Annotated in this window: 11 protein-coding genes and 1 other RNA gene; 4 read left to right on the top strand and 8 right to left on the bottom strand. The window is 63.9% G+C overall.

Translation table 11 applies throughout. The features are described 5' to 3' along the window. Positions 1-201 precede the first annotated feature (201 nt). The 3 genes from hemN (at position 202) to IRZ56_RS09735 (ending at position 3103) form a co-directional block, all read left to right on the top strand. The gene (gene hemN, locus IRZ56_RS09725) at positions 202-1584 is read left to right on the top strand and encodes an oxygen-independent coproporphyrinogen III oxidase (RefSeq protein ID WP_196144759.1); all 1383 of its coding nucleotides are present in this window, start codon (positions 202-204) and stop codon (positions 1582-1584) included. 183 nt (positions 1585-1767) lie between these two features. Further along, positions 1768-2502, top strand: coding sequence for a Crp/Fnr family transcriptional regulator FnrA (fnrA, locus tag IRZ56_RS09730; protein WP_196144760.1), 735 nt, complete (start codon positions 1768-1770; stop codon positions 2500-2502). Between the two features lie 52 nt (positions 2503-2554). Beyond that, on the top strand, positions 2555-3103 hold the full coding sequence (locus tag IRZ56_RS09735) for an adenine phosphoribosyltransferase (RefSeq protein ID WP_084854644.1): 549 nt from the start codon (positions 2555-2557) through the stop codon (positions 3101-3103). A gap of 68 nt (positions 3104-3171) precedes the next feature. Here IRZ56_RS09735 and recR read toward each other — a convergent pair whose 3' ends face one another. From recR to dnaX, 3 genes are all read right to left on the bottom strand, one after another. Then, on the bottom strand, positions 3172-3774 hold the full coding sequence (gene recR / locus IRZ56_RS09740; RefSeq protein ID WP_196144761.1) for a recombination mediator RecR: 603 nt from the start codon (positions 3772-3774) through the stop codon (positions 3172-3174). 295 nt (positions 3775-4069) lie between these two features. Then, a complete protein-coding gene (locus IRZ56_RS09745; protein WP_084854642.1) occupies positions 4070-4405 on the bottom strand; it encodes a YbaB/EbfC family nucleoid-associated protein in 336 nt (111 codons plus the stop codon). A gap of 62 nt (positions 4406-4467) precedes the next feature. Continuing rightward, on the bottom strand, positions 4468-6543 hold the full coding sequence (dnaX, locus tag IRZ56_RS09750; RefSeq protein ID WP_196144762.1) for a DNA polymerase III subunit gamma/tau: 2076 nt from the start codon (positions 6541-6543) through the stop codon (positions 4468-4470). 129 nt (positions 6544-6672) lie between these two features. Here dnaX and IRZ56_RS09755 point away from each other — a divergent pair, with 129 nt between their 5' ends. After that, positions 6673-7446 (top strand): substrate-binding periplasmic protein, encoded by a 774-nt coding sequence (locus tag IRZ56_RS09755; protein ID WP_196144763.1) that lies wholly within the window; start codon positions 6673-6675, stop codon positions 7444-7446. 3 nt (positions 7447-7449) lie between these two features. On the opposite strand, the gene IRZ56_RS09760 is transcribed toward IRZ56_RS09755, so the two are convergent. The 5 genes from IRZ56_RS09760 to ligA form a co-directional block, all read right to left on the bottom strand. After that, positions 7450-7647: a hypothetical protein gene (locus IRZ56_RS09760; protein WP_196144764.1), complete on the bottom strand. Its 198-nt coding sequence runs from the start codon at positions 7645-7647 to the stop codon at positions 7450-7452. Between the two features lie 319 nt (positions 7648-7966). Continuing rightward, complete coding sequence (locus tag IRZ56_RS09765; RefSeq protein ID WP_196144765.1) at positions 7967-9901, bottom strand: hypothetical protein; 1935 nt, start codon at positions 9899-9901, stop codon at positions 7967-7969. 17 nt (positions 9902-9918) lie between these two features. Beyond that, positions 9919-10341 (bottom strand): hypothetical protein, encoded by a 423-nt coding sequence (locus tag IRZ56_RS09770; RefSeq protein ID WP_196144766.1) that lies wholly within the window; start codon positions 10339-10341, stop codon positions 9919-9921. A gap of 164 nt (positions 10342-10505) precedes the next feature. Further along, positions 10506-10602: signal recognition particle sRNA small type (gene ffs, locus IRZ56_RS09775), an RNA gene on the bottom strand. A 122-nt stretch (positions 10603-10724) separates the two neighbouring features. Further along, positions 10725-13079 carry an NAD-dependent DNA ligase LigA gene (ligA, locus tag IRZ56_RS09780; protein WP_196144767.1) on the bottom strand — a complete coding sequence of 785 codons (2355 nt, stop codon included), beginning with the start codon at positions 13077-13079 and terminating at the stop codon, positions 10725-10727. Positions 13080-13137 lie beyond the last annotated feature (58 nt).

Below are 13137 nucleotides of genomic sequence, written 5' to 3' on the forward strand. Positions count from 1 at the left end.
GGCCCTATCGCTGGCAAGCCAGCTCCCACAGGTACGGCGGCGTCTCTGAAAGCAGCGCAGGACAAGTGGGAGCCGGCTTGCCGGCGATTGGGGCGCACAGCGCCCCCGGACGGTCCATCCGAAGCCCGTTGATGCAAATCAAAACAGCTTTTTCGTCGGCCCCCTAGACTCCGGACACTGCCGCTCTATCCGGGGACCACCATGCTCGACGACCTATGCTGGGATTCCGACCTGATCCGCCGCTACGATCTGGCCGGGCCGCGCTACACCTCATACCCGACCGCCGTGCAACTGCATGGTGAAGTGGGCTCGTTCGACCTGCTCCATGCCCTGCGCGAGAGCCGCCGTGCGGTTCGCCCGTTGTCGCTGTACGTGCACGTGCCGTTCTGCGCCAACATCTGCTATTACTGCGCCTGCAACAAGGTCATCACCAAAGACCGCGCCCGGGCCCAGCCCTACCTGCAACGCCTGGAGCAGGAAATCCAGCTTGTCGCCTGCCACCTGGCCCCCAACCAGCGCGTCGAGCAACTGCACTTCGGCGGCGGCACTCCCACGTTCCTCAGCCATGTGGAACTGCGCCACTTGATGGCAACCCTGCGCCAGCATTTCCACCTGCTGGACGACGACTCCGGCGATTACGGCATCGAGATCGACCCACGCGAGGCCGACTGGTCGACCATGGGCCTGCTGCGCGAGCTGGGCTTCAACCGCGTCAGCCTGGGTGTACAGGACCTGGACCCGGCCGTGCAACGAGCGATCAACCGCCTGCAGAGCCTGGAGCAGACCCGTACGCTGGTCGAAGCTGCACGTACCCTACAGTTCCGTTCGGTCAACCTCGACCTGATCTACGGCCTGCCCCGGCAGACTCCAGACGGCTTCGCCCGTACCGTGGAGGAAGTGATCCGCCTGCAACCGGACCGCCTCTCGGTGTTCAACTACGCCCACCTGCCCGAGCGCTTCATGCCGCAGCGGCGCATCGACAGCAATGAACTGCCGGCCCCCGCCGCCAAACTGGAGATGCTGCACCGCACCATCGAGCAACTGACGGCCGCCGGCTACCGCTACATCGGCATGGACCACTTTGCCCTGCCCGATGACGAACTGGCCATCGCCCAGGAAGAAGGCACCCTGCAACGCAACTTCCAGGGCTATACCACCCACGGGCATTGCGACCTGATCGGCCTGGGCGTCTCGGCCATCAGCCAGATCGGCGACCTCTACTGCCAGAACAGCAGCGACCTGGCCACATACCAGGAGACCCTCTCCAACGCCCAGCTGGCGACCCAGCGCGGGCTGCTGTGCACCCCGGACGACCGCGTGCGACGGGCGGTGATCCAGCAGCTTATCTGCCACTTCGAGCTGGATTTCGACACCATCGAGCAGGCCTTCTCCATCGATTTTCGTGGCTACTTCAACGAGCAGTGGGCGGCGCTTCAAGCCCTGCAGCGAGACGGCCTGATCAGCCTGGACACCCAGGGCATCCGCGTGATGCCTGCCGGGCGCCTGCTGGTGCGCTCGGTATGCATGGTGTTCGATGCTTACCTGGCCATGCACAACCGCCAGCGTTTTTCACGGGTGATCTGATACGAATCGATCGACCACATGGACAGACCTCCTTGCCAGGGACACTATGGGCAATTGACAGGCCTGGGCAGCTATTCGCCACGGCCTGGCCAGCGCGCACCAAAATAGCGCACGCTGGTCTACACCCCACGCTGTGAGTTACCCTTACAGCTTATGTGTGCTTTCTCACAAGGATCGATTGTCATGTCCGAGCCAGTCAAACTGCGCCCTCACAACCAGGCCCACTGCAAGGACTGCAGCCTGGCGCCTCTGTGCCTGCCCCTGTCCCTCGACCTGGAGGACATGGACGCCCTGGACGAGATCGTCAAGCGCGGCCGCCCGTTGAAGAAAGGGGAATTCCTGTTCCGCCAGGGCGACAATTTCGGCTCGGTGTATGCGGTGCGCTCCGGCGCCCTGAAAACCTTCAGCCTAAGCGACAGCGGCGAAGAGCAGATCACCGGTTTCCATCTGCCCAGCGAGCTGGTCGGCCTGTCCGGCATGGACACCGAGGCGTACCCGGTGTCGGCCCAGGCACAAGAGACCACATCGGTCTGCGAGATTCCGTTCGAGCGTCTGGACGAGCTGTCGGTGCAACTGCCGCAACTGCGTCGCCAACTGATGCGCGTGATGAGCCGCGAGATCCGCGACGATCAGCAGATGATGCTGCTGTTGTCGAAGAAGACTGCCGACGAGCGCATCGCTACCTTTCTGGTCAACCTTTCCGCGCGCTTCCGTGCTCGCGGCTACTCGGCCAACCAGTTCCGCCTGAGCATGTCGCGCAACGAGATCGGCAACTACCTGGGCCTGGCGGTGGAAACCGTGTCACGGGTCTTCACCCGCTTCCAGCAGAATGGCCTGATCAAGGCCGAAGGCAAGGAGGTGCACATCCTCGACCCGATCCAGCTCTGCGCGCTGGCGGGTGGCGCGATGGAAGCCTGAACAAGCCTCCCCGGCAAGGTATACTGGCGCATCCGTTTTCCAGGAAAGCCACATGCACTGCGATACCTTCGACCTCAAAGCCCTGATCCGCCCGGTCCCGGACTTCCCCAAGCCGGGCGTGATCTTCCGCGACATCACCCCGCTGTTCCAGTCGCCCCGTGGGCTGCGCTACGTCGCCGACCAATTCATCGAGCGCTACGTCGAGGCCGAGTTCAGCCACATCGGTGCCATGGACGCCCGCGGCTTCTTGATCGGCTCGATCATCGCCCATCAATTGAACAAACCGCTGATCCTGTTCCGCAAACAGGGCAAGCTGCCGGCCGACGTGCTGTCGGAGGCCTACCAGACCGAATACGGCGAAGCCTTCCTGGAAGTGCATGCCGACAGCCTGTGCGAAGGTGATTCGGTATTGATCTTCGACGACCTGATCGCCACCGGCGGCACCTTGCTGGCGGCTGCCAACCTGGTGCGACGTACCGGCGCCGAGGTGTTCGAGGCGGCAGCGATCATCGACCTGCCGGAGCTGGAAGGTTCGCGTCGCCTACAGGCGGCGGGAGTGCCGACCTTCTGCCTGACCGAGTTTTCGCTCAGCGAATATTGAGATGCATCGGGGCCGCTGCGCGGCCCATTCGCGGGCAAGCCCGCTCCTACAGGCGGTGGCGTATCGGCTTACAGCGAAATGGGTTTACGCCCTGCGAATGCATGAGCCAGGGTCCCACCGTCCACCATCTCCAGCTCCCCTCCCAACGGCACGCCGTGAGCAATCCGAGAGGCGGCCAGGCCTTTTTCGGCCAATAGCTGGGCGATGTAGTGGGCGGTCGCCTCCCCTTCCACGGTGGGGTTGGTGGCCAGGATCACTTCACTGAACGTGCCCTGCTCTTCGATCCTCGCCATCAACTGCGGGATGCCGATGGCCTCTGGACCCAGGCCATCCAAGGGCGACAGGTGGCCCTTTAGCACGAAATAGCGACCGCGGTAGCCGGTCTGCTCCACTGCGTACACGTCCATAGGACCTTCGACCACGCACAGCTGGGTGTCGTCGCGGCGCGTGTCGGCGCACTGGGGGCACAGTTCCTGCTCGGTCAGGGTGCGGCATTGGCGGCAATGGCCGACGCCCTCCATGGCTTGGCTCAGGGCTTGGGCCAGGCGCAGGCCGCCGCTGCGGTCGCGCTCGAGCAGCTGCAGTGCCATGCGCTGGGCGGTTTTCTGGCCGACGCCGGGCAAGGTGCGCAGGGCATCGATCAGTTGGCGGATCAGGGGGCTGAAGCTCATGGGAAAGGCCTGACAGATCAATAGGAGGCGGTTTATACCCATCAGGGTCATTCACGTCAAATGGATGCAAGCTGGGATACCCTGTCATCTGCCGCCCTGATGCCCTCTCCTCCCGCTCCTATTCTTGCTCTTGCTTGCGATGCGTGATAGCCCAGGCGCCGTAAGGGCGTAAAAGTGACTCGGCGTCACCATCGCAAACGGACTTTGCGCTTACCTCAAACCGACGCGCAATAAAAAAGCCGCCCCGATAATCGGCAGCGGCTTCGATAGGCAGCCGGTCAAGACCGGCAACGCATCAGAACGGCATTTTGAAGCCAGGCGGCAATTGCATGCCAGCGGTCATGCTGCCCATCTTTTCCTGGCTGTTCTGCTCGACCTTGCGCACCGCGTCGTTCAGCGCAGCAGCGATCAGGTCTTCCAGTACCTCCTTGTCGTCCTCTTCGGTCGACATCAGGCTCTGGTCGATGCTGACGCGCTTCACGTCGTGACGACCGGTCATCACCACGCTCACCAGGCCACCACCCGACTGGCCGGTGACTTCGGCGTTGGCAAGCTCTTCCTGCATTTTCTGCATCTTTTCCTGCATTTGCTGGGCCTGCTTCATCAGGCCGGCCATGCCACCTTTCATCATGGGGTACACCTCGATTGGTTCATGTAATGCGGCCGACGCAGCGCCGGGCGCATGGTTATCGGTTATTCGCCCTGGCTGACCAAGGCCTGTACAGGCTCAATAGTATCCTGCCGCACCGTTGCACCGAACTGCCGGATCATCTGCTGGATGAGTGGGTCCTGTTCGATCGACACCTCCGCGTCGCGCTGACGCTCGGCCCGCTTGCGCGCGGCAGCCTGGGCGGGCGTCTCCTGCTCCGGGCGGATCAGCTCGATCTGCAAGCGCAGGGTGCGCCCCAGGTGCTGGTTGAGCGCCTCGTTCAGACGCCGCTGCTGAGTCGTGTTGAACAGCGCGCCCTGGGCCGGGTCCAGGTGCAGCAGCCAGTCATCGCCCTCAGCGGCGATCAACGTACAGTTTGCGGCGATGTTGCCTGTCATGCCCGACACAGGCAACTGCGGGAATAATTCCAGCCATTGCAAGGCCAGGCCTGTGGCGGGCTTGGCCGCAGGCAATGGCTCCGGCGCCTTGGCCGGCTCGACCTCGTGCACATGTTCGGCCAGCTCGTCCAGATAGCTGAAGCCTGCTGGATCGCTGTCCGGCGTGTAGTAGTCCTCGTCCAGCGGAGGCTCGTCGTCCCGGTCCATGCCGGCAGGGCCATAGGCAGACGGGTCGAACGGCGGCTCGTCGTCGTTCGATGACTCCACGCTCGGCCCTGGTGCAGGCGCCGGCTCAGGGGCAGGCGCCACAGCGACAGGGGCCTGCGGGGCAGCAGGCGCTTCCCATGGCAGGTCGATGACCTCCTCCACCTGCGGCTCGGGCGCGTGGACCTCTGCCTGAGCCTCAGGCTCGCCCTCTGCGGGCGGGGTGGGTTCCACCGGCTGCTGCGGCGCTTCGGCAGGCTCGACGACGGGATCGGCCACCGCCGCTACGTCTGCAGGTGCCGCGGCGGGCTCGGGAACGCTGGCAACAGCCGGCTCGACGGCAGGCGCCGCAGCTGCCACCGGGGTTGCCGGATCAGCTGTGGCCTGGCTGATCCCCACCGGCTTTAGTACCGGCTTCGGTGCATCGTCGGCATCGGCCGGGCGGAAGGCCAGCATTCGCAGCAGGACCATCTCGAAGCCACCGCGCGGGTCCGGCGCCAGGGGCAGGTCGCGACGGCCGATCAGGCCCATCTGGTAATAGAACTGCACATCCTCGGCCGGCAGTGCCGAGGCCAGGGCCAGCACCCGTTCACGGTCGCCCTGGCCGTTGTCGACGGCCTCGGGCAATGCCTGGGCGATGGCAACCCGGTGCAGCACGTTGAGCATTTCGGCCAACACACCGTTCCAGTCCGGGCCCTGCTCGGCCAGGTTGCGCACCGCTTCCAGCAGTGCCCGGGCGTCGCCTTCGAGCAAGGCCTGGAGCACGCCATAGACCTGACCGTGGTCCAGAGTACCGAGCATCGCCCGTACGTCCGCGGCCAAGACCTTGCCCTCGCCAAAGGCAATGGCCTGGTCGGTAAGGCTCATGGCATCGCGCATCGAGCCATCGGCCGCGCGGCCAAGCAACCACAGGGCGTCCTCCTCGAAGGGCACATTCTCGGCGCCGAGCACATGGCTCAGGTGCTCGACCACACGCTCCGGGCTCATGTTCTTCAGGGAGAACTGCAAACAGCGCGAGAGGATGGTGGCCGGCAGCTTCTGCGGGTCGGTGGTGGCCAGGATGAACTTGACGTAGGGTGGCGGCTCTTCCAACGTCTTGAGCAAGGCGTTGAACGAGTGGGTCGAGAGCATGTGCACTTCGTCGATCAGGTAGACCTTGAAGCGCCCACGGCTCGGGGCGTACTGCACGTTGTCGAGCAATTCGCGGGTGTCTTCGACCTTGGTGCGGCTCGCGGCGTCGATCTCGATCAGGTCGACGAAGCGGCCTTCGTCGATTTCCCGACATACCGAGCAGGTGCCGCACGGCGTCGAGGTAATGCCGGTTTCGCAGTTCAGACATTTGGCAATGATACGCGCGATGGTGGTCTTGCCCACGCCGCGGGTACCGGTGAACAGATAGGCATGGTGCAGGCGCTGGTTGTCCAGGGCGTTGATCAAAGCCTTGAGCACATGGGCCTGGCCGACCATTTCGCGGAACGAGCGCGGGCGCCATTTACGTGCAAGAACCTGATAACTCATCAAAAAACCATCGCAACCTGAACGAGCGGAAGATCGCTAATGCTAGCGGAGCGGGGGCAAAATTGCACCCTGCCGAACTCGTCTACGCTATGAACAGGCACACTCCGGCAGCGATCAGGGAGGATTGACGTGCGGCGAGTCCTGCTCATCCTCGTGTTCTGGGCCAGCCACAGCCTGGCGGAACAGCCGCTTCTACGTTTTTCCGTGGCCGAAAGCTGGAGCATGCCGCTGATACGCCTCGAGCAGGATCAGCCGGTCGAAGGCATCCTGTTCGACCTGATGCAGGCCCTTGCCCAGGAAACCGGCGTGCGCCCGCGCTACCACCTGATGGCCCGCCTGCGCCTCAAGCAGGCCATGGACAATGGCGATATCGACGTGCGCTGCTACGTCGCGCCCCAATGGTTCAGCGAGCGCTTCGACAATTTCCTGTGGAGCGTACCCCTGCTTCGCCAGCGCGACTTGCTGGTCGGCAGCCCCGGCACACACCACCCCAGCCAGGCAGATGAGCTGGTGCGCCAGCCCGTGGGCACCGTGCTGGGGTACAGCTACCCGGCCCTGGAACGCCTGTTCGCCCAAGGCAGGCTGCACCGCGAAGATAGCCGCAACCAGCTGCTGGTCCTGCAGAAACTGCAGGCCGGGCGCTACCGCCACGCCGTAAGCAATGCGTTCTCCCTGCACTGGTTCAACCGCCAGCAGCCACCCGCCCAGCAACTGCCAGCCGTGGCCGTGCTGGAAGAGCAGGACCTGCACTGCATGGTCCGCGACGACCCGGCCGTTCCGACCCAGCAGATACTCAAGGCGCTGGCACGCATGAAGCAATCGGGGCAGATCGACCGGATCGTGCAGCGCTACAGCGCACCTACGGTACAGCCAGCCGCATCCCGTCAGGCCATTGATCGATGAGCGCTAGGCAAAAGATATAGCGTTCAGAAAAATGATGATCCCCAGCACGACAAGCCCGATGGCGACACCCTGAAGCGGCGTCAACTCTTTTTTAAAGGAGGGTGCCGACGCAAGCAGCTCCGACTCGACCATTCGGAGGCTGCCTTGGCGCCACTCTGCAGGCTGGTATCCAGGCCCAAATTTCATAGTGCTCATCTGCATGCTTGCGTCTCCGCTTGTTGTTGTGATGAGCCCGGATAATAAGGATTAATTTCCTACATAAATGCCAGATATCTCTGCTTCTTCCGCAAGGCAACTCCTACTCAAGATCAAAACAGTACACAGGCTGTTCAAACTTTGACCTGCCTGTAGCAGCTCAATCGCGGGACAAGCCCGCACAGGGAGATATGCGCTATCGCACAGGGAATTGGTGGCCGGCGCTGATCCTGTAGGAGATTACCCAGGCCTTCGGGCTACGCTGTCGCGCCGACCTTTGTGGGAGCGGGCTTGCCCCGCGATTGGGCCGGCACAGGCCAGCCCGTCAATAACCGTGGGACTCCCGGAACGGCTGCCCCTTGTGATAGGCAACCCACTCCTGCACATCGTACGGCAAGTACAGGTGCCGACGGGCTCGCGACAGCGCGATGTACACCGCACAGACCCGGGCGTCGAACGCGTAGGCGTCCTTGAACGGCTCGGTGCTCATCAGCTCTGGCGTCAGCAGCACATGGTCGAATTCCAGCCCCCCGGCGTCCTCGGCCAGCATCAGCATGACGCTGCCCGGTTGGCCGGTCACCTGCGCCTTGAGCGCATTCAGGTCGGCCATCCTGAAGCTCTCCTGCAACCGGCCCTGCACCCACTGGAACGACGCATCGTGACGGTGGGCATCCTGCACCTGGCGCCAATCGGTGCTATGGGCGAAATACGGGTGCGAGGTGTCGGCATCCTGCTCGCCGCGAAACAGCTTGATCGCGGTCTCCATGAAGGCCGCCATGCCCGACTGCTCGGCGAAGCCAAGCGCGCAACGCTTGCCCGCCAGCTCCAGGGCCCATTTCATGGTGTCCCAGTGCGAGGCCGTCAACACCACGCACCCAACCGGCGGAACGAAGGCTTGCGGATAGAACTCGATCCCGACCTCGGCGCTGCCGGCGCCCTCGAAGGCGAGTTTGGACTTGTGCGAGTGCACGCTGATCAGCGGGTTGATCAAGCGCTCGACCTGAGGCCCGCTGCGTACGGAGAAGGCAATCTCGCGCTGGCGTACCTCGCGCTGCCTGCGCAAACCCGGGCCCCAGGCACGCTGATATTCGTCGCCCAGGGTGATCAGCACCTGTCGGCCGCGCTCGATGATCTGCAGCAGCGACGCCGGCACGTCCTGGCTTTCGTCGATGATCACATGGCTGTAGTGCGCCGGCACGCTGCAACCGGCCAGGCTCGCGCGCTTGACCAGCAACAATGGCGCAAAACCGCTGTGGCTGCCCCACTCAGGGTTGGCCTGCAGGTACGTCCACAGCCGGCTCGCGTATTCGAGCAGAACGCGGCCGTCGACGTTCGACAAGGGCTGCTCGAAGAACGGCAGGTGGCGGGCAGTGATGCTGTAGTCCCACGATTCGCAATAGTTTTTCAGCACCTCCAGGCAGATCTCCAGCGCCTTCTCCGGCCCGTATTGACGAAAGCCGAGGATTCCCAGCTCCTCGGCCAGGGCGCGCTTGCGCAGCAGCCTGGCCGGCTTGCTCGACGGCCGTCGCGAACCTGACAGCAGCTCCTGGGCGAACTCACCGAAAGTCTTGCCGCGCTTGCTATCGGCCTGCACGCCAAGGCGGCGGCGAAGGGTCTGGAGCTTGCCGGTGGTACGCGCCAATGGCAGTACGCGGCCCGCCGGCAGGCAATCGATCAAGGCGCCGAGCAGATAGCTCTTGCCAATGCCGGCGTACCCTTGCACATGCAAGTCTTCGTCCGGGTTGGCCCGCACCACCCGGACCAACTTGTCCTGCGCATCGGTGAGCCACCGCTCCTTGTTTACACCCGTGACGGCCTGCTGGCGGAACGGGTTGTTGTTAAGGTGCCGACGGACCTTGAATTCGAAATCCCACTTGCCGTCTGGCAGCAGGTAATTGCCGGCATCGACTTCGTCCGCCGGCAATAGATGCAACTTCGACCCTTTCATGACCTCCAGGCCAAAGTACAGCTTGCGCGCATCGAACAACCGGCGTGCTTCCGACAGCAGCCCCACGCCCGGCGAATGACGCCCATCGACCGCCCAGGCCAGAAGCCTGGCCAGCACCTTTTCGGCCGCTGCCGGGTCGAGCACCTGCCCCTTGGCATCGGCAAGATGCTGAATGACCAGCACCGCAGCCAACTGCGCATCGCCCAGGGCCTCCAGCGCCGGCTGGCCAGGTGCATCGAGCAGGCCCTGGCAAGCCTGCGCGGTCACCGGTAGGAACACCGGCTGGGTGAAATCGTAGTGTTCAGGTTGCATACGCGCTCACGCCAAAATCATTCAACAGCGCACGGCTCGGCACCGGCCGCCACCTGCAATGCATACTCATAGGCCCCGAGGCTGCCGGCCATACCTCCCGGGTATGTTCGCGCCTCGCCTGCGCTCGCCTCGCCGTCGGACTCGATCACGCCATCAAGTTCGTACAACGCCATCTCCAGCAGCTTGCGCAAGTGCCGGGCGTTGCCGGCCGAAACCCGCAACTGCAGCTCGAACCCACCGGGGCTCGTCATGGCCGGCTTGTCGCAACTCACCACCTCGGCCTCGCCCAGTATGCGCTCGTGCTCTTCTTCCATCTGGTCAAGCACCTTGGTCAGCTCCAGCACCCGCTCGGGGTGGGCAGCCATCAGGTCCTTGATCTCAAGGCGGCGCACCTGCCATTCACGGATCTTGTGGCGGGTCAGGTCGTCTACGTGGTCCATGGTCGTTACCTCGCGGCCAAAACGGACTGGCGGAATGCCTTGCATGATAAGGCGCGCGAAGGGGCGGGAGAAAGGTGCGTGGTATTACCAGGCGTTGAAGGCTGGGTACACAGGGCAAGGTCGGAAGGATGAAGCGGCTTGGCAGACGCCAAAAATGGAGGCGGCCCCACCAGCCACACCCCGGCACACGATGTTCCCGCTATGGCTGCTCCCTTCCGGGCCTGACCAGGTTAACGGGTAATCGTTGCGGGGGGACCGATGGGGCCACCACTGCGCGGCCCGCCAAGTGACGAGCCGCGCCATTGTACCGGTCTGGGGCGAAGTTACAACCTCTGCACCGAGAAAAAACCATCATTTCTCAATGACTTGTCCCCATTGGTCGCTCAGACCGCGATGCCCTGGGCGTCGAGGAAGCTGACGAAGGCGTCTTCATCGAGCACCTTGACCCCAAGGTCATTGGCCTTGGCCAGCTTGGAGCCGGCGCCGGGGCCGGCGACCACGCAATGGGTCTTGCCGGATACCGAGCCGGCCACCTTGGCGCCGAGGCTTTCCAGTTTTTCCTTGGCGACGTCGCGGCTCATGCGCTCCAGGGTGCCAGTCAGGACCCAGGTCTGCCCTGCCAGGGGCAGGCCTTCTGCAACCTTCTTCTCGCTGGCCCAGTGCATGCCGAATTCCAGCAGTTGCGCTTCGATGGCACGGGCCAGTTGCTGGTTGGCTGGCGCCTTGAAGAACTCACGCACGGCCTCGGCCTGCTTGGTGTTCAAGGCCTGGCGCAGGTCGATGCCGTCGGCTTCGATGATCTTGTCCAGGGTGCCCAGCTTGGCTACCAGTTTCTGCGCGCCGGTCGGGCCGACCGAGGGGATATCGAGCTTGGCGATCATGCCGTCCAGGGTGGTACTGGCGGCGAACTCGGGAGCCAGCTCGCCTTCGTCCTGCAACTGCAGGCCGCTGTCGAGCAGTTGCTGGATGACGTCGCGGTTGTGGTCGTCCTCGAAGAAGTTGTGGATCTCGTAGGCAACTTCCAGGCCGATGTCTGGCAGGTAGGTCAGCACCTGCGGCAAGGCCTGCTGCACCCGCGCCAGGCTACCCAGGGAACGGGCCAGGACCTTGGCGGTTTCCTCGCCGACGTCCGGGATCCCCAGGGCGAAGATGAAGCGCGCCAGGCTAGGCCGCTTGCTGGCCTCAATGGCGTCTAGCAGCTTGTTGCTGGAGACCTCAGCGAAACCTTCGAGCTCGACCACCTGCTCGAATGTCAGGCGGTACAAGTCAGCCGGCGAGCGGATCAGGCCTTCGTCGACCAACTGCTCGACGCTTTTCTCGCCCAGGCCGTCGATGTCCATGGCTCGGCGCGAGACATAGTGGATGATCGCCTGCTTGAGCTGGGCGGCACAGGCCAGGCGACCGACGCAACGGTATACCGCGCCTTCGCTGGTGGTTTCCTTGCCTTTGCTGCGCTTGACCAGTTGGGTGCGCTCGACCTGCGAACCACAGACCGGGCACTGGCTGGGCACCTGCACCGGCCGGGCGCTCTCGGGGCGGCGCTCGGTCACCACCTGCATCACCTGTGGGATGACGTCGCCGGCCCGGCGGATGATCACGGTGTCACCGATCATCAGGCCCAGACGGGCGATTTCGTCCATGTTGTGCAAGGTGGCGTTGGAAACGGTGACTCCCGCCACCTTGACCGGCTTCAGGCGCGCCACTGGCGTGACCGCGCCCGTGCGGCCGACCTGGAATTCGACATCGAGCACTTCGGTGAGCTCTTCCATGGCCGGGAACTTATGGGCGATAGCCCAACGTGGCTCGCGGGCACGGAAACCGAGTTCGCGTTGGGCGGCCAGACTGTTGACCTTGAACACCACGCCGTCGATCTCGTACGGCAGGTCGTTGCGCCGGGCGCCGATGTCGCGGTAGTAGGCCAGGCACTGCTCGACCCCGGCGGCATGCCTGAGCTCACGGCTGATGGGCATGCCCCAGCCCTTGAGCTTCTCGAGGATCCCGATATGGCTGTCGGCGATGCTCTCGGACACCTGCCCCACCCCATAGCAGCAGAACTCCAGCGGGCGGCTGGCGGTGATCTTCGAGTCCAGCTGGCGCAGGCTGCCGGCGGCTGCGTTGCGCGGGTTAGCGAAGGTCTTGCCGCCGACATCGGCCTGGGCGGCGTTGAGGCGCTCGAAACCGGCCTTGCTCATGTAGACCTCGCCACGGACCTCCAGCACTGCCGGCCAGCCGGTGCCTTGCAGCTTGAGCGGGATGTTGCGCACGGTGCGCACGTTGGCGCTGATGTCCTCGCCGGTGGTGCCATCACCACGGGTGGCGCCTTGTACCAGCAGGCCATCGCGGTACAGCAGGCTGACCGCCAGGCCATCGAGTTTGGGTTCGCAGCTATAGTCGACCGCCGTCTCTTCGGCGAACAGGTCGCCAGTCGGCAGGTCCAGGCCCTCCACTACCCGGCGATCGAAATCACGCAGGTCGTCTTCCTCGAAGGCGTTGCCCAGGCTGAGCATGGGGATTTCGTGGCGGACCTGGCTGAACGCCGCCAAGGCCGAGCCGCCCACCCGCTGGGTCGGCGAGTCGGGGGTCACCAGGTGCGGATGCTCGGCCTCCAAGGCCTTGAGCTCGTTGAACAGGCGGTCGTATTCGGCGTCGGGCACGCTCGGTTCGTCCAGCACGTAGTAGCGGTAGTTGTGCTGGTCGAGCTCGGCACGCAGTTCATGGATACGGTTTTCGACGTTCATCGTTCGTTTTCTCTTGCAAAGCAAAAGAGCAGCCTGGAGCCAATGCTGTGTACCTAAG

This window comes from Pseudomonas guariconensis (genome assembly GCF_015680235.1).
GTDB lineage: Bacteria > Pseudomonadota > Gammaproteobacteria > Pseudomonadales > Pseudomonadaceae > Aquipseudomonas > Aquipseudomonas guariconensis_A.

Coding starts and splice junctions, on each gene's coding strand:
- IRZ56_RS09745 (WP_084854642.1), bottom strand. CDS start 4,405: ATGATGAAAGGTGGCATGGCCGGCCTGATGAAGCAGGCCCAGCAAATG.
- recR (WP_196144761.1), bottom strand. CDS start 3,774: ATGAGCTTCAGCCCCCTGATCCGCCAACTGATCGATGCCCTGCGCACC.
- hemN (WP_196144759.1), top strand. CDS start 202: ATGCTCGACGACCTATGCTGGGATTCCGACCTGATCCGCCGCTACGAT.
- IRZ56_RS09760 (WP_196144764.1), bottom strand. CDS start 7,647: ATGCAGATGAGCACTATGAAATTTGGGCCTGGATACCAGCCTGCAGAG.
- IRZ56_RS09765 (WP_196144765.1), bottom strand. CDS start 9,901: ATGCAACCTGAACACTACGATTTCACCCAGCCGGTGTTCCTACCGGTG.
- fnrA (WP_196144760.1), top strand. CDS start 1,768: ATGTCCGAGCCAGTCAAACTGCGCCCTCACAACCAGGCCCACTGCAAG.
- dnaX (WP_196144762.1), bottom strand. CDS start 6,543: ATGAGTTATCAGGTTCTTGCACGTAAATGGCGCCCGCGCTCGTTCCGC.
- IRZ56_RS09770 (WP_196144766.1), bottom strand. CDS start 10,341: ATGGACCACGTAGACGACCTGACCCGCCACAAGATCCGTGAATGGCAG.
- IRZ56_RS09735 (WP_084854644.1), top strand. CDS start 2,555: ATGCACTGCGATACCTTCGACCTCAAAGCCCTGATCCGCCCGGTCCCG.
- ligA (WP_196144767.1), bottom strand. CDS start 13,079: ATGAACGTCGAAAACCGTATCCATGAACTGCGTGCCGAGCTCGACCAG.